Origin of the sequence: Inquilinus ginsengisoli, assembly GCF_031453975.1 — a bacterium.
In the GTDB taxonomy this organism is placed as follows: Bacteria; Pseudomonadota; Alphaproteobacteria; order DSM-16000; family Inquilinaceae; genus Inquilinus; species Inquilinus ginsengisoli_A.
The window spans coordinates 1-23,284 of sequence record NZ_JAVDPW010000015.1 but is presented as its reverse complement, the minus strand read 5'-3'; the positions used below and the strand labels follow the sequence as shown (position 1 = coordinate 23,284).

The 23,284-nt window shown below is 70.4% G+C and carries 13 protein-coding genes; 9 read left to right on the top strand and 4 right to left on the bottom strand.

Translation table 11 applies throughout. The annotated features are described in order from the left end of the window. Positions 1 to 4 precede the first annotated feature (4 nt). From E9232_RS32265 to E9232_RS32235, 7 genes are all read left to right on the top strand, one after another. Positions 5 to 526: a dihydrofolate reductase gene (locus E9232_RS32265; RefSeq protein ID WP_309801354.1), complete on the top strand. Its 522-nt coding sequence runs from the start codon at positions 5 to 7 to the stop codon at positions 524 to 526. Positions 527 to 553: 27 nt separating this feature from the next. After that, complete coding sequence (locus tag E9232_RS32260; protein WP_309801352.1) at positions 554 to 1,438, top strand: LysR substrate-binding domain-containing protein; 885 nt, start codon at positions 554 to 556, stop codon at positions 1,436 to 1,438. Positions 1,439 to 1,608: 170 nt separating this feature from the next. Beyond that, positions 1,609 to 3,171, top strand: a complete 1,563-nt coding sequence (locus E9232_RS32255; RefSeq protein ID WP_309801350.1) for an ABC transporter substrate-binding protein — start codon at positions 1,609 to 1,611, stop codon at positions 3,169 to 3,171. Further along, positions 3,171 to 4,118 carry an ABC transporter permease gene (locus E9232_RS32250; RefSeq protein WP_309801348.1) on the top strand — a complete coding sequence of 316 codons (948 nt, stop codon included), beginning with the start codon at positions 3,171 to 3,173 and terminating at the stop codon, positions 4,116 to 4,118. The genes E9232_RS32255 and E9232_RS32250 overlap by 1 nt, the downstream gene beginning before the upstream one ends. Positions 4,119 to 4,126: 8 nt before the next feature. Continuing rightward, on the top strand, positions 4,127 to 4,942 hold the full coding sequence (locus E9232_RS32245; RefSeq protein ID WP_309801346.1) for an ABC transporter permease: 816 nt from the start codon (positions 4,127 to 4,129) through the stop codon (positions 4,940 to 4,942). Next, positions 4,939 to 6,543 (top strand): ABC transporter ATP-binding protein, encoded by a 1,605-nt coding sequence (locus tag E9232_RS32240; RefSeq protein ID WP_309801344.1) that lies wholly within the window; start codon positions 4,939 to 4,941, stop codon positions 6,541 to 6,543. Before E9232_RS32245 ends, E9232_RS32240 begins: the two co-directional genes overlap by 4 nt. A gap of 52 nt (positions 6,544 to 6,595) precedes the next feature. After that, the gene (locus E9232_RS32235; protein ID WP_309801343.1) at positions 6,596 to 8,599 is read left to right on the top strand and encodes a CocE/NonD family hydrolase; all 2,004 of its coding nucleotides are present in this window, start codon (positions 6,596 to 6,598) and stop codon (positions 8,597 to 8,599) included. A 67-nt stretch (positions 8,600 to 8,666) separates the two neighbouring features. On the opposite strand, the gene E9232_RS32230 is transcribed toward E9232_RS32235, so the two are convergent. After that, positions 8,667 to 8,933 carry a hypothetical protein gene (locus E9232_RS32230; RefSeq protein WP_309801341.1) on the bottom strand — a complete coding sequence of 89 codons (267 nt, stop codon included), beginning with the start codon at positions 8,931 to 8,933 and terminating at the stop codon, positions 8,667 to 8,669. 331 nt (positions 8,934 to 9,264) lie between these two features. Between E9232_RS32230 and E9232_RS32225 the strand changes: the two genes are divergently transcribed. Then, entirely contained in the window at positions 9,265 to 10,419 is a 1,155-nt protein-coding gene (locus E9232_RS32225; protein ID WP_309801339.1) for a trypsin-like peptidase domain-containing protein, read from the top strand. A 98-nt stretch (positions 10,420 to 10,517) separates the two neighbouring features. Here E9232_RS32225 and E9232_RS32220 read toward each other — a convergent pair whose 3' ends face one another. Both E9232_RS32220 and E9232_RS32215 read right to left on the bottom strand, forming a co-directional pair. After that, a complete protein-coding gene (locus E9232_RS32220) occupies positions 10,518 to 16,628 on the bottom strand; it encodes a hypothetical protein (RefSeq protein WP_309801337.1) in 6,111 nt (2,036 codons plus the stop codon). 19 nt (positions 16,629 to 16,647) lie between these two features. Beyond that, the gene (locus E9232_RS32215; RefSeq protein ID WP_309801335.1) at positions 16,648 to 20,802 is read right to left on the bottom strand and encodes an autotransporter domain-containing protein; all 4,155 of its coding nucleotides are present in this window, start codon (positions 20,800 to 20,802) and stop codon (positions 16,648 to 16,650) included. Positions 20,803 to 21,053: 251 nt separating this feature from the next. On the opposite strand from E9232_RS32215, the gene E9232_RS32210 reads away from it, so the two are divergent. Further along, positions 21,054 to 22,016, top strand: a complete 963-nt coding sequence (locus E9232_RS32210; protein ID WP_309801333.1) for a hypothetical protein — start codon at positions 21,054 to 21,056, stop codon at positions 22,014 to 22,016. A gap of 61 nt (positions 22,017 to 22,077) precedes the next feature. Here E9232_RS32210 and E9232_RS32205 read toward each other — a convergent pair whose 3' ends face one another. Then, the gene (locus E9232_RS32205; RefSeq protein WP_309801331.1) at positions 22,078 to 23,124 is read right to left on the bottom strand and encodes a fatty acid desaturase; all 1,047 of its coding nucleotides are present in this window, start codon (positions 23,122 to 23,124) and stop codon (positions 22,078 to 22,080) included. Between the last annotated feature and the right edge of the window lie 160 nt (positions 23,125 to 23,284).

Sequence of the window (23,284 nt, the reverse complement as noted above, 5' to 3'; positions counted from 1 at the left end):
GCCGATGACCGTTCCAATCGTGCTGGTGGCGGCGATGGCGCGCAGCCGCGTCATCGGTGCCGACAACGGGCTGCCCTGGCGCATGCGGTCGGACATGCAGCACTTCAAGGCGGCCACCATGGGCAAGCCGCTGGTGATGGGGCGCAAGACCTGGCAGTCGATCGGCCGCCCGCTGCCGGGGCGCCGGACCATCGTGGTGACGCGCGACCCCGCCTTCGCGGCCGAGGGCGTCGACGTCGCCGGCAGCCTGGAAGCCGGGCTTGAGCGCGGCCAGGCGCTGGCGCGGGAGATGGGCGCGGATGCGGTGATCGTCGCCGGCGGCGCCGCGATCTACGCCCAGGCGCTGCCGCTGGCCGACCGGCTGATCCTGACCGAGCTGGCGCTGGACGCCGCCGGCGACGCGGTGTTCCCGGCCCTGCCGCCGCAGGATTGGCGGGAGGTCAGCCGCGTCGCCCACCCGCGCGGCGAGGCCGACGACGACGCCTTCGAGGTGGTGACCTGGGAGCGGCGCCGGCCGGGCGGTTAGGGTGCAGGCCGCGACGGAAGAGACGCGATGAGCCTTGTCGATCTCGGCCTGCCGCCGCTCAACGCCCTCGTGGTGTTCGAGGCGGCGGCGCGGCTGGCCAATTTCTCCCGCGCCGGCGCCGAGCTGGGCCTGACCCAGAGCGCGGTCAGCCGCCAGATGCTGAAGCTCGAGGGCTTCATCGGCGCCAAGCTGTTCCAGCGCACCCCGGCCGGCGTCACCCTGACCCCGGTGGGCGAGGCCTATGTCGCCGAGATCCGGCGCATCCTCGGCGACCTCGCCGCCGTCACCCATGGCGCCCGCGGCTCGGCCGGGCCGCGCCAGGTGACGCTGGCCTGCTCGCACGGCATCGCCGATCTGTGGCTGATGCCGCGGCTGCAGGCGCTGGACGCCGCCCTGCCGGGGATCGAGCTGCGCCTGCGGGTCACCGACGACGTCGCCCGTCTCCGCCTCGACGAGTTCGACCTCGCCATCTTCTACCGGCGCGAGCGGCCGACCGGGGTGGCGCTGCATGTGCTGGGCACCGAGGAGATCGTGCCGGTCACGGCGCCCGGCCGGCCTGCCCTGGCCGACGACCCGGCGCCGACCCTGCTGGCGATCGAGGATTCGCTGCGCGAATGGCTCGACTGGACCCATTGGTTCGGCGCCGTGGCCATGCCGCAGCCGCCGGCGGCGCGGGTCTGGCGCCTCGGCTCCTACGCCCTGTCGGTGCAGGCGGCGTCCCAGGGGCTGGGCACCGCGCTGGGCTGGACCTGGCTGCTGCGCGACCGCCTGGCCGCCGGCACGCTGGTGCCCGCGCATGACTTCCACCTACGCTCGGAAGGGTCGTTCTACCTGATGCGGCCGCTGGACCGGCATGTCCGCCGCGTGGTGCGGCAGACCATGGATTGGCTGGTCGCCAGCAACGCCGGCTGACCGGACGCCGGGCCGGGACCGGCTCATAGGGATATGACGAAAAATCATGTCCGACTTATTGGAGCCATCCCCTAGGGTCCAGTCGTTCAAGGCCGCGCGGGACCACAACAGCGCGGCCGGAATCGGATGAAGCCTCCGCAAACAGGGCCACTCTGCAAACAGGGATCGTCATGACCAACAGCCATTTCCCCCGTCTCGGGACGACGCGCCGCAACCTGCTGCTGGGAGCGGCGGGGCTGGGGCTCGCCGCCGCGGGCGGCTTCGGCGGGCAGGCCTTCGCCCAGGACACGCCGCGCAAGGGCGGCGTGCTGAAGCTGGGCATGGGCGGCGGCAGCACCACCGACAACCTCGACCCCCGGGTGATGACCGACTGGGTGCCGCTGAACCAGGCCTTCATGCTGATGAACGGGCTGGTCGAGATCGACCGCAACAACCAGGCGGTGCCGGAGCTGCTGGAGAGCTGGGAGGCCAAGCCCGGCGCGGCGGACTGGGTGTTCACCCTGCGGAAGGGCGTCACCTTCCACAACGGCAAGGCGCTGACGGTCGAGGACGTGATCTATTCGATCAACCTGCACCGCGGCGAAAGCACCTCCGCCGCCCGCGCCATCGCGGAGCAGATCAAGGACGTGCGCAAGCTGTCGGACAGCCAGATCGCGATCGAGCTGACCGGCGGCAATGCCGACCTGCCCTACCTGCTGTCCGACTATCATTTCCTGGTGGTGCCCGAGGGCTTCACCGACTGGTCCAAGCCGATCGGCACCGGCCCCTTCGTCTATGAGAGCTACGAGCCCGGGGTGCGCTCGCGCTTCACCCGCAACGAGGGCTACTGGAAGGCCGGCTGCGCCAATGTCGACGCGGTCGAGGTGATCGTCATCAACGACGTCGCCGCCCGCACCAACGCGATGATGTCGGGCCAGGTCCACGCCATCAACCGGCTGGACTTCAAGACGGTCGACCTGCTGAAGCGCAACCCGAAGCTGCAGATCGTCCAGTCGGCCGGCGGCCAGCATTTCACCTTCCTGATGGACTGCACCAAGGCGCCGTTCTCGGACGTCAATGTCCGGCTGGCGATCAAGCACGCGATCGACCGCGACCAGCTGCTGAAGGTGGCGCTGCGCGGCGCCGGCCAGATCGGCAACGACCACCCGATCCCGCGCACCGACCGTTTCTTCAACACCGAGCTGCCGCAGCGCCCCTACGACCCGGACAAGGCCAAATACTACCTGCAGCAGGCCGGCATGACCGACCTGAAGGTCGAGCTGTCGACCTCCGACGCCGCCTTCGGGGGCGCGGTCGACGCCGCGGCGATCTTCCGCACCGCCGCGGCCAAGGCCGGCATCGACGTCGCCATCAAGCGCGAGGCCGCCGACGGCTATTGGGACAAGGTGTGGCTGCAGGCGCCGTTTAGCATGGGCTATTGGGGCGGCCGCCCGACCGCCGACCAGATGCTGTCGATCGCCTATGCCTCCGACGCCAAGTGGAACGACACCCATTGGAAGAGCGAGCAGTTCGACAAGCTGCTGGTCGAGGCCCGCGGCCTGCTGGATGACGCCAAGCGGAAGGAGATCTACTGGACGCTGCAGGAGATGATCTCGAACCAGGGCGGCGCCATGATCCCGATGTTCGGTGACTATCTCGACGCGGCGTCGACCCAGGTGCAGGGCGTCACCCCGCATCCGATGTTCAACTTCATGGGCGGCCGGCTGGCGGAGCGCGTCTGGCTGGCGGCCTGATGACAGTCCTGATCCTGAAGAGGATCGCGCTCGGCGTCTTCACCCTCTGGCTGGTCTCGCTGCTGGTCTTCGCCGGCACCCAGCTGCTGCCCGGCGACGTCGCCTCGGCCATCCTCGGCCAGTCGGCGACGCCGGAGGCGGTGGCGGCGCTGCGCCGCGACCTGGGGCTCGAGGTGCCGGCGCTGGTCCGCTACGGCCACTGGCTGTGGGGCTTCGTGCAGGGCGATCTCGGCCAGTCCCTGGCCAACCGGCAGCCGGTGGCGGAGCTGCTGTGGCCGCGCTTCTGGAACACCATGTTCCTGGCCGCCTATGCCGCCATCATCGGCGTGCCGCTGGCGGTGACCTTGGGCATCCTGACCGCGGTGCGCCGCGGCGGGGTGTTCGACCGGCTGGTGAACGTGGCGGCGCTGGGCACCGTCTCGCTGCCGGAATACTTCCTGGGCCTGGTGCTGATCCTGGTGCTGGCGGTGCAATACCCGGTTTTCCCCAGCCTGGCCGACGTCTATGCCGGCATGAGCTTCGGCGAGCGGGTGGACGCCACCACCCTGCCGATGCTGACGCTGCTGCTGGTCACCGTCGCCCAGATCATGCGCATGACCCGGACGGCGGTGCTGGCGGTGATGGATTCCGCCTATGTCGAGACCGCCTACCTGAAGGGCCTGCGCACCGGCCGGGTGGTGATGCGCCACGCCCTGCCGAACGCGGCGGCGCCGATCGTCAACGTCGTCGCCTTCAACATCGCCTATCTCATCACCGGCGTGGTGCTGGTCGAGGCGGTGTTCAACTACAACGGCCTGGGCCGCTTCATGGTCGATGCGGTGTCGAAGCGCGACCTGCCGATGGTGCAGGCCTGCGCCATGGTGTTCGGTGCGGCCTATGTGCTGCTGAACATGACCGCCGACATCGCCGCCATCGCACTCAACCCGCGCCTGCGGCATCCGCGCTGATGGCCGCCATGAAGCGCATCCCCCTCACCGCCTGGATTGGCCTCGCCATCATCGCCGTGAACCTCGCCGCCCTGGTGTTCGGGCCGCTCTTGGCCCCCTATGGCGAGGAGGACATCCTGGGCGGCCCGTTCGACCCGGCCACCGCGCTGAACTGGCTGGGCATGGACCAGAACGGCCGCGACATGCTCTCGCGCATCCTGTACGGCGCGCAGATGTCGATCGGCGTGTCGCTGGCGGCGTCGCTGATCTCCTTCTCGATCGGCCTGCCGCTGGGCTTCTTCGCGGCGCTGCGCGGCGGCTGGGTCGACACCGTGCTGTCGCGGCTGGTCGACACCATCATGTGCGTGCCGGTGCTGATCTCGGCCCTGGTGGTGCTGCAGGCGCTCGGCTCGTCCCTGCCGGTGCTGATCCTGACCATCGCCATCCTGGATTCGACCCGGGTCTTCCGCCTGGCCCGCATCCTGGGGCAGGGTATCAATGTGATGGAATATGCCGAGGCGGCGCGGCTGCGCGGCGAAGGCAGCTGGTGGCTGATCCGCAAGGAGATCCTGCCGAACGCGGCGGCGCCGCTGATCGCCGAATTCGGCATGCGCTTCTGCTTCACCTTCCTGTTCGTCGCCGGCCTGTCCTTCCTGGGCCTCGGCATCCAGCCGCCCTATGCCGATTGGGGCGGCATGGTGAAGGACAACCAGCAGGGCATCCTCTACGGCCTCTACGCGCCGCTGTACCCGGCGGCGGCGATCGCGCTGCTGACCATCGGCGTCAACCTGGTGGTCGACTGGCTGCTGGCCGGCCGCAGCCGGCCGCAGGGAGAGGCGCGATGACCGACATCCTCACCATCCGCGGCCTGCGGGTCGAGGCGCCGAACGGCGCCGTCCTGGTCGATGGCATCGACCTTGACCTGAAGCAGGGCGAAGTGCTGGGGCTGATCGGCGAATCCGGCGCCGGCAAGTCGACCATCGGCCTGGCCGCGATGGGCTGGGGCCGCGGCGGCTGCCGCATCGCCGGCGGCACCGTCGCGATCGGCGGCAAGGCGCTGACCGGAGAGGGTGCGGCCGGCCGGGCCAAGGTGCGCGGCGCCCGCATCGCCTATGTCGCGCAGAGCGCCGCGGCCGCCTTCAACCCGGCGCTGACCATCGGCCGCCAGGTGCTGGAAGGGCCGCGCCACCACCGCTCGATGGGCCGGGCCGAGGCCCGCGCCTGGATGCTGGAGCTGTTCCGGGCGCTGGACCTGCCCGACCCCGAGCATTTCGGCGACCGCTATCCGCACCAGGTCTCGGGCGGGCAGCTGCAGCGCGCCATGGTGGCGATGGCGATGTCCTGCCGCCCCGACATCCTGGTGCTGGACGAACCGACCACGGCGCTCGACGTCACCACCCAGATCGAGGTGCTGGCCCTGCTGCGCCGGCTGATCCAGCGCTACGACACCGCCGCGCTCTACATCAGCCACGACCTCGCGGTGGTGGCGCAGATCGCCGACCGGATCCAGGTGCTGCGCCACGGTAAGGCGGTGGAACTCGGGAGCACCGCCGCGGTGCTGGAGGCGCCGCGCGAGGACTACACCCGCCGGCTGGTCGGTGAACGGCAGGCCAGCCTATCGGGAGCACCGCGCCGGCACGAGGGCGGCGAGGTGCTGCTGACCGTCGACGGCATATCGGCCGCCTATCACCACGTGCCGGTGCTCAGCGACGTGTCGCTGTCGCTGCGGCGGGGCGAAACCCTGGCGGTGGTGGGCGAATCCGGTTCGGGCAAGTCGACCCTGGCGCGGGTGATCACCGGCCTGCTGCCGCCGGTGGCCGGCACGGTCCGGCTGGGCGGCCAGGTGCTACCGCCGGGTTACACCGGGCGCAACCGCGACCTGCTGCGCCGGGTGCAACTGGTCTACCAGCTGCCCGACGTGGCCCTGAACCCGCGCCAGAGAGTGGGCGAGGCGATCGGCCGGCCGCTGGCCTTCTATTTCGGCCTGAAGGACCGCGAGGTGAAGCAGGAGGTCGCGCGGCTGCTGGGGCTGATCGGCCTGGACGCCGATTTCGCCGACCGGCTGCCGGGGGCGCTGTCGGGCGGGCAGAAGCAGCGCGTCTGCATCGCCCGCGCTTTGGCCGCCAAGCCCGATTTGATGATCTGCGACGAGGTGACCTCCGCCCTCGACCCGCTGGTGGCGGAGGAGATCCTGCGGCTGCTGCGCCGGCTGCAGGACGAGCTGGGCGTCGCCTACCTGTTCATCACCCACGACCTCGGCGTGGTGCGCCGGCTGGCCGACCGCACCGCGGTGATGCAGCGCGGCCGGATCGTCGAGCAGGGGCCGACCGCCGAGATCTTCGCGCCGCCCTTCCACGACTACACCGGCCGGCTGCTGGCCTCGGTGCCCGAACTGCGCCGCGACTGGCTGGACGGCGTCCTGGCCGGCCGCGACGCAAGCCCCTGATCCGTCTTCGTTGTCTAGCGGACCGCTGCGGTCCTGGTTCTGGAGATCCGACATGCCCGTCTCCGTCGAGGAGAACATCTGGATAGCCCTGGCCGACGGCACCCGCCTGGCGGCGCGGCTGTGGCTGCCCGAGGGGGCGGAGGCGGCGCCGGCCCCGGCGATCCTGGAATACATCCCCTACCGCAAGCGCGACGGCACCCGCGGCCGGGACGAGCCGATGCATGGCTGGTTCGCGGCCCAGGGCTATGCCGCCATCCGCGTCGACATGCGCGGCAGCGGCGAATCCGACGGCCACATGGCGGACGAGTACCTGCAGCAGGAGCAGGACGACGCGGTCGAGGTCATCGCCTGGATCGCGGCCCAGCCCTGGTGCACCGGCGCGGTCGGCATGATGGGCAAGTCCTGGGGCGGCTTCAACGCGCTGCAGGTGGCGGCGTGCCGGCCGCCGGCGCTGAAGGCGATCATCACGGTCTATTCGACCGACGACCGCTACAGCGACGACATCCACTACCAGGGCGGCTGCCTGCTGAACGACAACCTGTGGTGGGGCGCCATCATGCTGGCCTATCAGGCCCGCCCGGCCGACCCCGCGATCGTCGGCGACAGCTGGCGCCGGCAATGGCTGGAACGGCTGGACACCCTGCCCTTCTTCCCGGCGCTGTGGCTGCGGCACCAGCGCTACGACGACTATTGGAAGCACGGTTCGATCCGCGAGGACTGGTCGGCGATCCAATGCCCGGTGCTGGCGATCGGCGGCTGGGCCGACAGCTACACCAACGCGGTGCCGCGGCTGCTGGCCGGGCTGCAGGTGCCGCGCCGCGGCATCATCGGGCCGTGGGGCCACATCTATCCGCAGGACGGCGTGCCGGGCCCGGCGATCGGCTTCCTGCAGGAGGCGCTGCGCTGGTGGGACCAGTGGCTGAAGGGCCACGACACCGGGGTGATGGAGGAGCCGATGCTGCGCGCTTTCGTCGAGGATTGGATGCCGCCCGCCGGCGACCGGCCCGAGAGCACGGGCCGCTGGGTCGGCGAGGCCGCCTGGCCCAGCCCGGCGATCGCGCCGCGGCGTTGGGCGCTGAACGCGCCGGGCAGCCTGGCCGATGCCGCCGGCCTGGAGGCCGACATCCTGGTCCGGTCGCCGCTGAGCCACGGCAAGGCGGCCGGCGAATGGATGGCCACCGGCTGCCCCGGCGAGCTGCCGGTCGACCAGCGCCTGGACGACGGTGCGGCGCAGCTGTTCGACACTGCGCCTCTGCCGGATGCGGTCGAGATCCTGGGCGCGCCGGAGCTGCTGCTGGACCTCGCGTCGGACGCGCCGGTGGCGCAGCTCGCGGTGCGGCTGTGCGACGTGGCGCCGGACGGCCGGTCGACCCGGGTCAGCTATGGCGTGCTGAACCTGACCCATCGCGACGGGCACGAGTCACCGGCGGCGCTGGAGCCCGGCAGGCGCTACCAGGTGCGGCTGAAGCTGAACGATTGCGGCCACCGCTTCCCGGCGGGGCACCGCATCCGCATCGCCGTCGCCACCGGCTATTGGCCGACGGTGTGGCCGGCGCCCGATGCGGCCACCCTGACCCTCAGGGCCGGGGCCAGCCATCTCGACCTGCCGGTTCGGCGCGGTGGGGCGGAGGCACCGGTGGTGTTCGAGCCGCCGGTCAGCGGCCCGCCGGCGCCGGCCACCCAGATCGGCCCCGGCAGCATCCGCCGCTATACCGTGCAGGACCATGTAACCGGGGAGACAACCTATGTCACCGAGGGCATCGGCGGACTGTTCGGCGAGGGCATCCTGCGCTTCGACGAGATCGACAGCATGGCGTCGCACAGCCTGAAGCGCGAGCTGACCATCCGCGACGACGACCCGTTGTCGGCCCGCTATGTCCTGACCCAATCCTACGAGATGGGGCGCGAGGGCTGGCGCATCCTGATCGAGAGCCGGTCGGTGCTGACGGCGGACCGCGACCAGTGGCACCTGTCCACCGAGCTGACCGCCAGCGAGAACGGGCAGCCGGCCGCCGCGCGGTCCTGGTCGGAGAGCATTCCGCGCGACCTGGTCTGACAGCCGGTGCCGGCCACCGGTCATGGCAGCGTTCCGGCGCCGTGATCGGTGGCCCAGGGCGGTGGCGCTAGAGCCTGCCGTGCGACGGCATCGGCAGTGGCGGCATGGTCGGTGCCCTCAGACTTTGTGTCTGTCGGGGAGCGGGCGTCGAGATCGCCGGTGACGCGGGCCGCGAGAACGGTATGAATTCCCGCGATTGGTTGACGAATGGCGGCGATCCACCGATGCAGGGGCTGCCGATGACGTTCGGATCGACGATGCATTGAGCCGTCGCGGCCGGCACGGTCGCAACGGTCAGGCTGGCGGCCAGCGCCAGGCGAGTCCATGTGCTCATGACCTCCATATTTGCCGCGATCGGCCGCCTTCAACGGCCATCGGACCGCGGTGCGATGTTGCGCCGCGTCCGGCTTTCAGCGGAGCGCAGATCTGGAATTCCGGTCTGAACGGCGACGCTCAGACATTTGAGAGATCCGCGGCTCCTGTCGGTCGGCTCCAGTAATCGTGCCACCAGTGCACTTATCGAGGGAGAAATTTGAGAAAGGCGGACCGGGCATGCATTGCGCTGATTTAATCCCGATGACACACGGGGGTAAGTGTCGCGATCCCATCTTCACGGATACACGCCCGGCGATGACGGCGGCGATCCGAGACCAGTGGAGATGCAGATGGATACCCCCTTCGATTCCGACAACCGCGGCCGGCGGCCCCGCCTTCGCCGAGTGACGACGGCGCTGCTGGTCGGCACCGCCCTGATCGGCGTGCCGCTCGGGGCGGTTTTCGCCTTCGGCTCCCCGCCGGAGGTGCAAGGCAAGCCGATCGAGACCTCTCTCGCTCCAACGGCTTCCGGATCCTTTGCCGGGCTGGTGCACCAGGTGATGCCCGGCGTCGTCAATGTTTCGATCGCCGGGCATGCGTCGCCCAGGGAGGTGGCGGATGGCGCCGGTGGACCGCGCGGCGGCGAGGGCAGCGGTCACCAGTTCCATGGCGCCGGGTCCGGCTTCGTCATCGATCCGGCTGGCTACATCGTCACCAACAACCATGTGGTGAAGGACGCCGACGACATCACCGTCACCCTCAGTGACGGCACCAAACTGCCGGCAAAGGTGGTCGGAACCGACGAGAAGACCGATCTCGCCCTGATCAAGGTCAAGACCGACCGGAAGCTGACAGCGGTCGAATGGGGCGACAGCGATGCCGCCCAGGTCGGCGACTGGGTGGTGGCGGTCGGAAACCCGTTCGGCCTGGGCGGCACCGTCACGGCCGGTATCGTCTCGGCCCGCGGCCGCGACCTGAATTCCAACCCGCTGGAGGACTTCCTGCAGATCGATGCGCCGATCAACCCCGGAAATTCCGGCGGCCCGAGCTTCGATGCCAGCGGGAAGGTCATCGGCATCAACAGCGAGATCTATTCGCCCAGCGGCGGTTCGGTCGGCATCGGCTTCGCCATCCCGTCCAACCTGGCCAAGACCGTGATCGGTCAGATCCGCGACCATGGCAGCGTCCAGCGCGGTTGGCTGGGCGTGCAGATCCAGGCGGTGACGCCGGAGATCGCCGCCGCGATCGGCCTCGACAAGGCCGAGGGTGTCCTCGTGGCCGCCGTGCAGAAGAACAGCCCGGCGCAGAAGGCCGGCCTGCAGCAGGGCGATGTGATCCTGTCGTTCGATGGCAAGCCGGTCGGGCAGATCCAGGAGCTGCCTCGACTGGTCGCGGCGACCGCGGCCGGCGATACCGTGCAGGTCAAGGTGCTGCGCAACGGCAAGACCGAGACCGTTTCGGTCGACATCGCCAGATTGGCGAAATCCGAGCGCGTGGAGAGTTGAGGTCAGGGCGGGCGTGATGGCCGGCCCGCCCGTCCGACATTGTCGTTGCGAATTCTGTTTCGGTCTCCAGCCCCGCACATCGGGTCCGGTGCAAGGGTTCAGAACCGATAGCCCAGCCGCCCCAGGCCGGTATGGGAGGCATACCCGTCGCCGACCTCGGCGCTGTACTGGAGCCGAAAGTCCCAGTTCGTGTTGTTCAGCACCTCGGCGCCGAGAGTGAACTTGCCCAGCACGTCCGGAATGGGGGTCGTGGCGCGGAAGCCCCCGCTGCCCGGCTGATCGGCAAAACGCGCCGTCGCCGCCCAGTCGCCATTGGCGCTGAGCTCGAGGCCGGCGCTGGCGAATGGGCGCAGCACCGCGGCCCCACCGAGGGGGATGCGCCCGCCCACCTCCACCGCGGGAACCGCCGCGAAGGCCGTCGCGCCCTCGGACGCGACGGCAAGGTCGAACGGGCCGGCCCCGGTCTCGGTGTAGCCGTTGCCGTGCACATAGGTCAGGTGCAGGTCGACGCGGGGCTGCACGTACCAGTCCGCGATCGGCGCCTGGTAGGCCAAGCGCGCATGGGCGCCGACATGCCAGAGTGTCGGCGAGGCGTCGGCGGTCCCCTGGAAGCTGCCGGCTTCGATCGAGCGCCGGCTGTCATACCAGCCATAGCCGAAGTCGAGCGCGCCCGAGGCCTGCCACGGCCCGGTCTGGTAGCGCAGCGTCGTGCCGAGCAGCAGGCTGTCGCCGCTGACCCGCGCGCTGCCGCCATCGCCGCGGAGGCTGCTGCTCTCATACCCGATGGATCCGCCGAGGAACCAGGCGGGTGCAATCTCGCGCTGCCCGCCGGCCTGAAGAGTCCAGGTGGTGGTGTGGTAGCCCAGCGCGTCGCGGGTGCTGTCCTGGTCGGCCACGCCGCCGACGGCGCGCGCCCAGGTGCAGCCGGCCTCGTCCTGCGTCCGGCCGGCGCCCTCGAAGGTCGCGCATTCGTCCAGCATGTTGGTGACGAAGCCATGGCTCGAGCTGTAGCGGAGGGCCGCGACCGCTCCGACCGTCTGGCCGGAGAGGCTGCTCAGCGCCCGCCCGTAGCTGCCGCCGTCCCCGACCCCGGCGAGCGCGGTGAAGCCTTCATCGAACCCCGCACCGCTGTCCCAGAGCTGCTGCAGATGCGCCGCCACCCGGCGTTGGTTTTTCCCCAGCGAGCCAGCCGCCGCGCTGAATTCCGCCACCGGCTGCACTTGCAGGCTGTTGCCGGATTGTTGCGCATCGAAGCGGTAGAGATGGGTGCGGCTGACCGCGAAGCCCGGATCGACCGCCAGCCCCCCGGTGGCGCTCAGCACCGTTACGGCGCGGTTGGCGAGTGACAGCGGATGCACCTCCACCAGGCCGCCCAGGCGCGCAGTGCCCTGCACGTCGAGGAGATCCGCCGTGCCGGCGCCGTGGTTCGTCTCCACCACCAGACGGCCCGTGACGCTCTGAACCAGGTCGCCCGTCACGGTCGTCCTGCCGATCGCGCCGGCGCCGCCGACTAGCAAGCTGCCGGCGTTGCGGAGCTGGCCGCCGCTCAGGTTGATGGCCGTGAAGGCCTCGATCACACCGCCGGAACGGTTGTCCACGACATTCCCGACCCCGCTGTTGAAGAGGATATCGCCCGAGATCGTTCCCGTGTTCGTGACCTGGGTGTTGCCCTTCGGCGTGTCGGTCAGGATCGCAATGCCATTGAGCGACGAGATGATCCCCTTGTTGTTGATCGTGTTCCCGGTACCGCCCATCAGCCGGACGCCCGCCACGTCGCGGAGTCCGCGGCCTTGATTGCCGGGGAAGGCCGCGTCGTCCTGGCCGCCGTGAACGCTCGAATTGGCATCGATCGAAATGAGGATGTTGACTGATGATGTTCCATCGCCATCGTTCTGGGCGAAGATGCCTGGCGACCCCGCCCCCGACGCCGAGACCATGCTGCCGATGAGGTTGACCTCAACACCACCGCCGCTGCCGCCGCCGCCGGCACTGCCCCGCGCCTGGATCTTGTCGCCAGGACCGCCGGCGATGTTGTAGTTCACCAGGCCGCCGCCGCCGCCGATGCTCTGGGCGAAGATGGCCGGGGCATAGTTGCCCGTGGTCTGAATGCGGGCGCTTTCCGCAGTAACCGAGACGGTTCCGGCATCGCCGATGTTGCTCGTCACGGCCGCCGCCGTATTGGTCTCGTAGTCGTGCACCACGGACGGATCGCCGGCGAAGCCGCCGCCGCCGCCGATGCTTTGGGCAATGATGCCGTAGGCGCCGTTGCCGGCTGTGAGAATCGCCGTGCCCGGAGTGAGCTCAACCTCGACTTGGCCGCCGTTGCCGGTGGCGCCGCCCGCGCTGATCGGGCCGCCCGGCAGGATGACCTGCCCCCCGACGGCCATCCCGCCGCCACCCCCGATCGACTGCGCCAGGATGCCATGCGCGTCCAGGCCGGATGTGGTGATGGGGCCGCCCATGGTGACGGAGACGTCCCCGCCGTTGCCGGCGACGCCGTTCTGGCCGCCGAACGTCAACGTCAACCCGTGGACGTCGCCGATGCGCCCTTGCGGGTTGTCGACGATCTTGGAGGGGTCGAACGTCTCGTCGGTGGTCATCGTCCGGACCAGCCCGCCGCCGCCCCCGACGCTCTGGGCGAAGATGGCGATGCCGTGCTTGCCGGTGGTGGTGATCGCGCCGTCCGAGGTGACGTCGACCGCGGCGCCATTCCCTCCGGTGCCGCCATTGCCGCCGACCCCGACGGAGAGGCTCTTCAGCGAGCCGCTGACGGTGCCGGCCAGCGATCCTTCGCCGCCGCCGCCGCCCACGCTGTGCGCCATGATGCCGAACGCGGCCACGCCCTGCGTCAGGATCTTGGCGCCCGCCTGGTTGGCGACCGTCACGACACCGCCGTCGCCGCCGCCGCCACCCTTGCCGCCCACGCCGATCGCGGTCTGGATCGGCGTGTCGTCGGCGGCGCCGCTGGTCGAGGTCGCAGCGCCGCCGCTGCCGCCACCGCCCCCGACGCTCTGCGCATAGATGCCGTCCGACTGGGCCCCGTAGGTCGCGATCAACCCGGTGTTGGTCGCATTGGCCGCGCCGCCGTCGCCCGCGGCCCCGCCGCTGCCGCCGACCGACACCGCGACGTTCATCTTCACGGCGGTGCCCTTCTGCGCGTCACCCGCCTGCGGCTGCGAGAAGATGCCGTTCAACTCGTCATAGGTCGCCCTGATCTCCTCGCCGATATGACCGATCCGCAGGATGCCGTCGCCGAGACTGGTGACCGTCTGACCAAAGTTCAGGCCGCCCGACAGGATGTCGAACAGGGCCTTCGCATTCGAGAGCACGGCCGCTCCACCGGCGGTCGCCCCGCCTTTGCCGCCCTTGCCGCCGCCGCCGCCGATGCTCTGCACCGACAGGGCGATCGCGTCGGTGCCGCGGGTCACGATGCTGCCGCCATTGGCGACCGTGGCGGTGTTGCCGTTGCCGCCCGCGCCGCCGCGCCCGCCGACACCGACCGCAACGCTGAGCGTGCCGCCGCCGGCCGTGGCGACCCCGCCCCCGCCGGCCCCGCCGCCGCCGCCGACGCTTTGGGCGAACACCCCATCGGCCCCGTCGCCCACCGTCGCGACCGCACCCGTGCTGGTCACATCGACAATGTCGGCGTGGCCGCCGGTGCCGCCGGTGCCGCCCACCCCGATCGAGGCGGCGAAGCTGAACTTTGCCTGGCTCGCCGCCGACGAGGCATCGCCGGCGCCGCCGGACCCGCCGCCGCCGCCGACGCTCTGGGCAAAGACGCCATAGGCATCCTGGCCCAGCGTGGTCACGAGCCCTTCATTGGTCACCGTCACCGCGCCGCCGGTCCCGCCGGTGCCCCCGGAGCCGCCGACCGCCACCGCGACCGAGATCGCCACGCCGGCCTGGCTGCCGCCGGAATAGGACGCCGCCGTGCTGTCGCCGCCCGTGCCGCCGCCGCCGCCGACCGATTGCGCCATGACCCCGATGGCGCCGTCGCCGGCCGTGGTGATCAGCCCGGCATTGTCGAGCCCGACCTTGCCGCCGGTGTTGCCCGCCCCGCCCTGGCCGCCCGTCGCCACCGAGACCGAGATGGCGGGGACATATTTGCTCGGCGAGAGATCGACCGCGCGCGCCGCCGCGGCCCCGCCGCTTCCGCCGCCGCCGCCGATGCTCTGGATCAGGATTCCGGTGGCATCCGCGCCGTAGGTCGTGACCTGGCCGCTGTTGCTGACGAAGACGTTCCCCGCCGGGCCGCCGCTGCCACCGCGGCCGCCGACCGAGACCGCCGCCGTCGGAAGCAGGCCGGCGGCAAAGGTGAAGGCCGCGCCCCCCTTCCCGCCGCCGCCGCCGATGCTTTGCGCCTGGATGCCGGCCGCATGGTCGCCACGGCTGGTGATCAGCGATTTGTTGGTTACGCTGACCAGGCCACCGGTGCCGCCGCCGCCCGCGTCGCCGCCGATCGCCATCGAGAAGAAGCCGGTGCCTTTCGAGGCCGCGCTGCCGCCGGCCCCGCCGGACCCGCCGATGCTCTGGGCCAGGATGCCCGCGCCGCCGAGCGGGCTGGTGGAGGCGAACACGCCGCCCGTCATGGTCATGCTGACCGTTCCGCCGTTGCCGCCGAGACCGCCATTGCCGCCGATGGCCACCTGGGTGATGCCGATGTCGATGTCGTTGGTGTCGCCGCCGACGCCGCCGCCGCCGCCCACGCTTTGCGCCACCATCGCGATGGCGTTGTCGCCGATGGCGATCACCGAGCCGTTGGGCGACTGGACCGTGACCGCGCCGCCATTCCCGCCGGCCGCCCCGGCACCGCCCTGGGCGTTGAAGCTGGCCTCACCGCCATTGCCGCCGGCACCACCGACGCTCTGCACCAGCGCACCATGGGCGAAAGCCCCCGAGGTCCGGACGGAGCCCAGGCTCGCGGCGTTGCCCAGGATCAGGGTGGCGCCACCGCCGGCACCGGCGAATCCGCCGCCGCCCGCCTGGCCGACGATTCCGCCCGCACCCGCACCGGCCCCGCCGGCCCCGCCATTGGACTGGACCAGGACGCCCTGGCCGCCGCCCTGGCTGGAATAGGTGACCGGGCCGAGAATGGTGGCGCTGGCATTCCCGCCATTGCCGCCATTCCCGCCGCTGCCGCCGCCCTCCCCGATTCCGGACTCCACGGTTCCGCCATTGCCGCCATCGCCGCCGATCGCCGAGACATAGAGGCCGGCCCCCGTCGTACGGGGCGGGGCCAGGGTGACAGCGACCCCGCCGCCGGTCAGCACCAGGCTGGCCGTGCCGCCATTGCCGCCGGCACCGGCATCGCCACCCGTGGTGTCGAAGGCATAGGCGGCATCGCCCCCGGAGCCTCCAGCCCCGCCCTCCGCGATGGCCAGCAAACCGAATTGCGCCGATGTGACGGTCCCGCCCAGCCAATTCAGAGACACCGCGCCCGCCCGGCCGCCATTGCCGCCATCGCCGCCCTGCGTGGTGTCGAGCTTGTCCGTGGTGGAGGAGTTGCCCCCGTTCCCGCCCGAACCGCCGCCGGACTGTGCCGAGACGCCGACGGCATCAGCCTGGACGGAACCGCTGGCCGTGAGCGCGACAGATCCGCCGGCGCCCCCCGCCCCGCCGTTGCCGCCCTGCTTGGCGTAGATGCCGGAATAGCTGGACGCCCCCCCGGTGCCGCCGGCGGCGCCTGCGGACGATGCGGAGAGGCCGTAGGTCGCCAGACCGGTGGCTGGATCCGGAACGAAGGTGCCGTCGAACCCGACGGTGATATTGCCGCCCGCCCCGCCGGCGCCGCCATTGCCGCCCTGCAGGTCGATCGAGGTGGTGTAGCCGCCCTGGCCACCGGCGCCTCCCGCTCCGCCGATGCTGGCGATATTCGCGCCGACGGTCGAAACGGTGCCGACCGACATGGCGCCGCCGACGATGGTCAGGCCGGTGTTGGTGCCGCTGATCTGCCCTCCGGCCTGTCCCGGGCTGCCGTCGACGCCGGATTCGCCGTAGCCTCCATCGGGGCCGATGCAGCCGGCGGCACCCGGCGAGGTCACCACATAGGGGTTCTTCGCGCCGAAGCTCTGGTTCGAGTGGTTCGCCGTGACCGCGGGCGGCGGGGGCGGGTTGCTGCTCGAGTTGCACTGCGCCCGCGCCGCGGTGGGGATCTGGGCGAAGGCGATGCCCCCGAGCGCCAGGCCGATGACGTCCCTTCGAATACCCATCCTGCCTTGCCCCCTTGCCTTACCAGGTCCGCCGGAACACCGCCCTGAGCTGGTGGTTGTCGGTGCCGCCGGCCACTTCGCCGTCGTAGCTGACCGCCAGGGTGGTGTTGTCGGCGATGCTGGTGGCGGCGGAGAAGCCGATCACGGCGCTGTCGCGCGCCACCGAGGCGCCGGACACCGTGAACCGCGAACCGGGGGCGTCGTCGAACGCCGCAGTGATCGGCCGGTCGGTGTCGGCGAATTCGTGCATCCAGCCCAGCCGCAGGCCGAGGCCGAGCGGCAGGCCGCCGCCGAGATCGAAGCCGGCCGCGAGGTCGGCGCCGAATGTGGTGCGCACCGAGGTGGTGGTCTGCGACGCGACGTCGAGATCGAACGCGCCCCCGCCGCTCTCGCTGAAGCCGTCCTGGTGGACCGAGCCGATCTGCAGCCGGCCGAAGGGAGTCACCGACGTGTCGGCCGGCAGGCCGAGCCCGATCCTGTAGCCGGTCTCGATCTGGCCGAGGAACTGGTTGGCGCTGGTGTCGCCGCTGGCGCTGCCCGTCTCCACCCCCGGAAGGGAGACCTTGCGCCGCATGTCGTTGGAGGCATTGGCGTAGCCCGCCAGCACATCGGTGTAGAAGGGACCCTCGGTGAAGGAGCCGTAGAGAGCGACGCTCAGCGCATCGGTGTGGCCGTCGCCCCGGAAGCCGTCGACCCACTGCGTGCCGCCGACGTAGCCGCCGGCGATGCCGAGCAGGACGCGCGGATCGAGGCGATAATCGACACCGAAGGCAGTGCCGCCCAGCGTGTAGCTGAGGTCGGCGGCATTGCCGTCGCCCCCGACGCTGCCGGTGGTGCCGATGCCGCCCAGCCAGGCCGAGACATGGTCATCGGCGTCGCAGGCGGCCCCGCACGCCCCGGCCAACCCCACGCTCGCGGGGGCGCCGAGGCCCCCGCCGCGCTTGGCCGCCATCTGGCGACCGACCGCATTCATGAACAGCTGGCTCGCCTGCAGGTTCACCGTGCCGAAATCGGCATAGGGCTCGCCGCTCAGCGCCTGCAGTGCCGCAGCACCCTGTGACGGCTGCAGGTTGGCCATCGTGGTGACGAGGCCGCCGACATCGCCGCCGGCGGCGATGTCATCGAGCGCGCCGCCGACCGCCTGCTGGTTGGCGGTCCGGCCGGCCGAGCGGAAGGCATCGGGCGGCAGCGCCAGGGTGAGGTAGATGCTGTGCAGATCGGGATCGAGCGAGGCCTCCGGCACCAGGAATCCGACGCTGCCGGCAAGGTCGCCGACCCAGACGGAGCCGCCGGCCTCGGTCGTGATGATCGTGTATTTCGTGTTGGGCGTGTAGGTGCCGGCCTGCGGGACGACCAGCAGCGTGCCGGCATGGATCCTGACCGCGTGGCCGGCGCCGACCACGCTGACGCGGTCGCTGTCGCCCTGGGGATCGACCTCGACCTCAAAGGTGCCGCTGTTGAAGGTGAAGTCGCCATCGACCGTCAGATGGCCGATCGAGTTGCCCGGGCTGATCGTGCCGCCATTGTTGGTGATGCTGCCGGTGATGTTGCCGGAGCCGTTGAGCGTGCCGCCCTTGTTGACCGTGACGTTGCTGGTCAGGTGGCCGTTGACGGCCAAGGCGCCGGCATTGATCGCCGTGCCGCCGCCGACGCTGCTGGTGCCGGTGAAACTGAGTTTGCCGGTGCCGTTCTTGGCGAGGGTGCCGGAGCCGGTCATGGCGCCGGCATAGGTGCCGGCGAAGTCCTGGTCGAAGATCACCGCGGCGTTGTTGGTGATGGCGCCCTGCAGGCTCTTGCTCGTGCCCTGCAAGGCCCCGGCCGAGACCGTGGTGCCGGCGCTGTAGGTGTTGTCGCCGGTCAGGATCAGCGTGCCGGCGCCGGTCTTGGTCAGGCTGCCGATGCCGGTGATCTTGTTCGTGAAGGTGCCGTCCGCGGCCTGGTCGAACGTGACCGACCGGGCGATCGTGTTCTGCGCGTTGGTATCGAAGGCGATGTCGCCCCGCACGGTCGAGGTGTTGCCCTGCAGCGTGCCGCCGTTCTGGAAAATGGTCCCCATCGCGCTGCTGGTGCCCGCCAGGACGAGGGTGCCGGCGCCGACCTTGGTGAGGAAGCTTCCTGGGGCCACCACGAGGTCCCCGCCCAGGGTCAGGGTCTGGCCGGCGTCGACCTGGAACCCGCCGCCCCCGTTTTGCAGCGTGATATCCCGCGGGGTGGTGAAGGTCCCGGACGCCCAGAGATTGCCCCCCTGGATCAGGGTGATGTTCGTCCCCGCCTTGCCGAGCTTGTCGTCGGAGGCGATCTGCAGCGTGCCTTGCGCCACCATCGTGCCGCCGGTGTAGGTGTTGGTCAGTCCGGAGAGCGTGAGCACGCCGAGGCCGCTCTTGATGAACCGGCCATCGCCGGTGATGTTGCCGCTCCAGGTGAGAGGATTGATCCCGAGGGTGATGCCGCCGCTGCCGACCAGGGCGATGGGGCGGACCATCGAGAGGCCCGCGACCGCATCCTTGGTCGTTCCGATCGATCCGCCCTGCAGCGTGATCTGCGTGCCGGCCGCGCCCAGATTGGCGTCGGAGGTGAACGACAGGGTGCCGCCGCCGACGACCGTGCCGCCGGCATAGGTGTTGGCCCCGGACAGGATCAGCGTGCCGAGGCCGGCCTTGCCCAGCCGGCCGGTCCCGCTGATCGTGCCGCTCCAGGTCACCGGGCTTGTGACATCGTCTCCAACGAACATCCCGCCGGTGCTGGTGATCGTGACGGGTCGGCTGAAGGTCTGTCCGCCCGCCCCTGCACCGACCCCGATCGTGCCGTTGTTGAGACTGATGCCGTTGCCCGCCGCGCCCAGATTGGCATCGGAGCCGAACAACAGAGTGCCGCCGTTGCTGACCGTCGTGCCTCCCGAATAGGTGTTGGTTCCGCTGAATGTGACGGCACCGGAGCCGCGCACGGTGAGGGCGCCGGTGCCCGACAGGTTGCCGGCATAGGTGCCGGCGCCGGCCTGGTCGAAGACCACGCCGGCGTTGTTCAGGATGTTGCCCTTCAGGCCAGCGGTGCTGCCCTGCAGGACACCTGCCTTAACGGTGATCCCGCCGGAATAGGCGTTGTCCCCGGTCAGGATCGTCGTGCCCGCGCCGTCTTTCACCAGCGACCAGCTGCCGGCATTGGCGCCGGTGCCGCCGGCACCGGTCTGATCGACAATGGCGTCGCTGATCACCTGTGACAGCCCGGCACCGGGAGTCAGGTTCAGCGTCCCGTTGCCACCGAGAAAGAGTCCCGATCCGGCGCCGGCGCCGGACAGGCCTCCGTGAGCGCCAGATCCGCCGCTGCCGCCGGCAACGGTGTTTCCGGAAACGTTGAGCGGGCCGGCCAGGCTCAGGGTTCCGCCTTGCTGGACGAAGATCGCACCGCCAAATCCGCCGCCGCCTCCCCCGCCGCCGCCGAGGCCGGCCAAGCCGGCGCCGCCCCCGCCGCCCAGGAAGCCACCGGGCATCGTGGTGGCGCCGGAGCCGCCGCCCCCGCCGCCGCCAAACCCACCGCTGCCGCCGAAATAGCCGGTGCTGCCTCCCCCCCCGCCGCCGCCAAATCCGCCGTTATCTCCGTTGGCATATGAGTGGCCGTCGCCGCCGGTGGGGGTACCGCCGCCGCCGGCGGCGGAGAAGCTGCCGTAGCCGCCATCGGCTCCGGTGACCCCATACCCGCCACCGCCGCCGCTGGTACCGCCGCTGCCTGAGACGCTGTTGCCGCCGTTGCCGCCACGCGCCGAGCCGTTCTGCACGCTGACATTGCTCACCGCCACCTGGGCGCCGGTGGCGACGAACAGCGCGCCACCAAATCCGCCGCCGCCGCCGCCGGCGCCGCCGCCGTCGCCGTCACCGCCTCTGCCGCCCTGGGCGACGGCATCCTTGATGGCGAGATCGTTGATCGCGACCGTGCCGGACTGCACGAACAGGCCGCGATACTTGTTGTCGCCCGACAGGGTGAAGAGCCCGCCGTTGACGGTCACGTTCTTGGTCACCGTCGGCAGGTTGCCGCCGAGGGTGATGTTGCCGGTGAAAGTGATGGTGTCGCCATTCCCGGCGCTGCTGATGGCATTCCTCAGCTGGCCGTCATTGGCGACGTTGAAGTTTGCGGCAAGTGCAGGCCACGAGACACCCATGGCGAGGAGCACAACCGGCACCAGGCGCATGATGGGGGCCCGGAGGCAAGTGCTGCCGAGAAGTGCCCGCGCCGTTGCGCGGCCGTGATTCTGCGAACCGGTGATCAATTCTGCCCCCGCCCAGGTAGACTTTCCCAGACCATCTTTGCGGCAGTGCGGGCGGGAACAGCATCCCTCGCGTTTGGAACGCACCGGATTTCTTTGTCTTTTCCAGGAATATGCGAATATGGCGTTTGGAAACCGGGCAAGCGTCCCGTCAGCAGGAAACTCGAGTGGCACGAGACATCGATCGGAAGTTTCGTCTCACCGCGGCCGTACTGGGTGCGGCCACGCACAAGGATCTCGCCGCCGCCTTCCGGCGCATCAATCCGGCGACGCCGTTCGATGTCGACCGCGCCTACAAATGGCTGCAGGGCCGTGCCCAGCCGCGCGAGCAGCAGATCTACGAGGACTGGTCCAAGGTGCTCGGCCTGGATCGGCCCGGCCAATGGATCGCGGATTGCGACACCGAGGCGTTCCTCGACGAGGTCTGTGCCCGCCACGGTCGTGACCGCGAGGACCTGCTGCGCCGCCTCGAGGAGCCCACCAGCCGCCGCAACAGATCGGGATCCGTCGAACTGGCCGGCACGTTCGTCTGCTACTCACATGCCTGGTCGCCCTATTTTCGCGGTCGGCTTGTCCGGGGCGAGCTGACCGTCGGTGTCGAATCGAGTCCCAATCGGCTGCCGGTCTCCTACACCGAGGTGCTGCCCACCGGCGCGCTGGTGCTCAAGGGCGCCATGTTCCTCTCCAAGCATGGGTTGCATGTCCAGGTCGGCGACGTGACCGGCGATACGCAGGCCATCACCTTCTGCCTGTTCCCGGCGGCTCCGCCCGCCAGCGTCCTGGGCGGATTGATGATCGGCACCACCCTGATCAGCCCCGATGCCCAACCCTCGGTGACACGCGTCGTCCTGGTGCGGCTGCCCGCGGCGAGCCCGCAGCTGCGTTCGGTCGACGCCTATCTTCCGCGGCAGGGTTCGGTGGCCGAGGACCTGGCGCAGTTCGGCCTGCATGTCGGCGACGCCGCGGCCGTCGACCTTCGCCTTGCCGAGTTCCTCACCGGAAGCAGCGACGGCTTCGATCAGATTCCCGTATCGGCATACCGCGCGCTGGCGGACCTTTTCGATCGCGATTGGCTGGTGGGCGCGGCGCGGCGCCCCGGACCGCTACGCGTCATCACCGGCGGCGCATGATAGCCCCGCGCGACTGCAGACATTGCGAGCACCTGACCGCGCTGATTTCGGCGCCGGTGTTTCAGTTGCCAGCCGGTGTCGGGGCGGCGGAGCGCGCATTCGAACGTCGCATCCGCAGCTCGCGAAACGATATCAACCGTCCCTGCCTCTCGTCCCACAGGGCGAGCGTCGCGCAGCGAAAGCTCTGAAGGAACGTCAACCGCCCGACGCCCGCCAGTTCGGGGTGATCGTCCAGGACCTGGCGCAGGCGGTAGAACGGGATCCGGCTGCACAGATGGTGCACATGATGCACGCCGATGTTCCCCGTGAACCAGGCGAGGGCACGCGGCAGCTCATAGTGCGAGCTCCCGTGAAGGGCGGCTTCATGGAAGTCCCAGTCGCCTTCGTAGGCCCATCGCGTGTCCTCGAACTGATGCTGGACGTAGAAGAACCACACGGCGATCGAGGCGGCGATCAGCACCACCGGGCCTTGCACCAGGAGGAATGGCCCCACCCCGACAAGCCAGACCATCATCAGGACGACGGCGGCGATCGTCGCGTTGGTTCCCATGGTGCTGGCCCAGGGCTGTCCGCCGGCCCGCATGAGACCAAAGGGAAGGCGGTGATGCAGCAGGAACAGGTACGCCGGAATCAGGCCGAACATCACGATCGGATGGCGATAGACGCCGTAGGCAAGGCGGCCGACGGCGCCGAGCGCGAGGTATTCACTCACCGTCTTGGTGTCGATATCGCCGATGCCGCGATGGTCGAGGTTGCCCACGGCCGCGTGATGCGTCGCATGGGTCCGGCGCCAGAAGCCATAGGGCGTCAACGTCACGACGCCGATGATCCGGCCCACCCAATCATTCATGGCGCGTCGGCGGAAGAAGGCTCCGTGTCCGCAATCATGTTGGATCATGAAAAGGCGCATGAGGAAGGCCGCGGTCGGCACCGCGAGCAGCAATGACAGCCAATAGCCGATGCCGAGCGCGGCCCACATCAGGGCCCAAAGCACCGCGAAGGGCACTGCCGTGACCAGCAGTTCAAACGCGCTGCGGGCGGTCTTCATTTCGCGGTATCGGCTCAGCGCCTGCATCCCGGCCTTGGCGTCTCCAACGGGGAAGGTCATGTCTTTTGTCATCCGTCATCGACGCTTGCTGCGAGCTTCACCGTCGCGGGGGGGGGGGGGGCGGGGGGGGGGGGCGGGGGGGGGGGGGGCGGGGGGGGGGGGGGGGGGGGGCCGGCCCCCCCCCCCCGGCGAAGCAGCGGGGGCGCGCGGGCACCCGCGG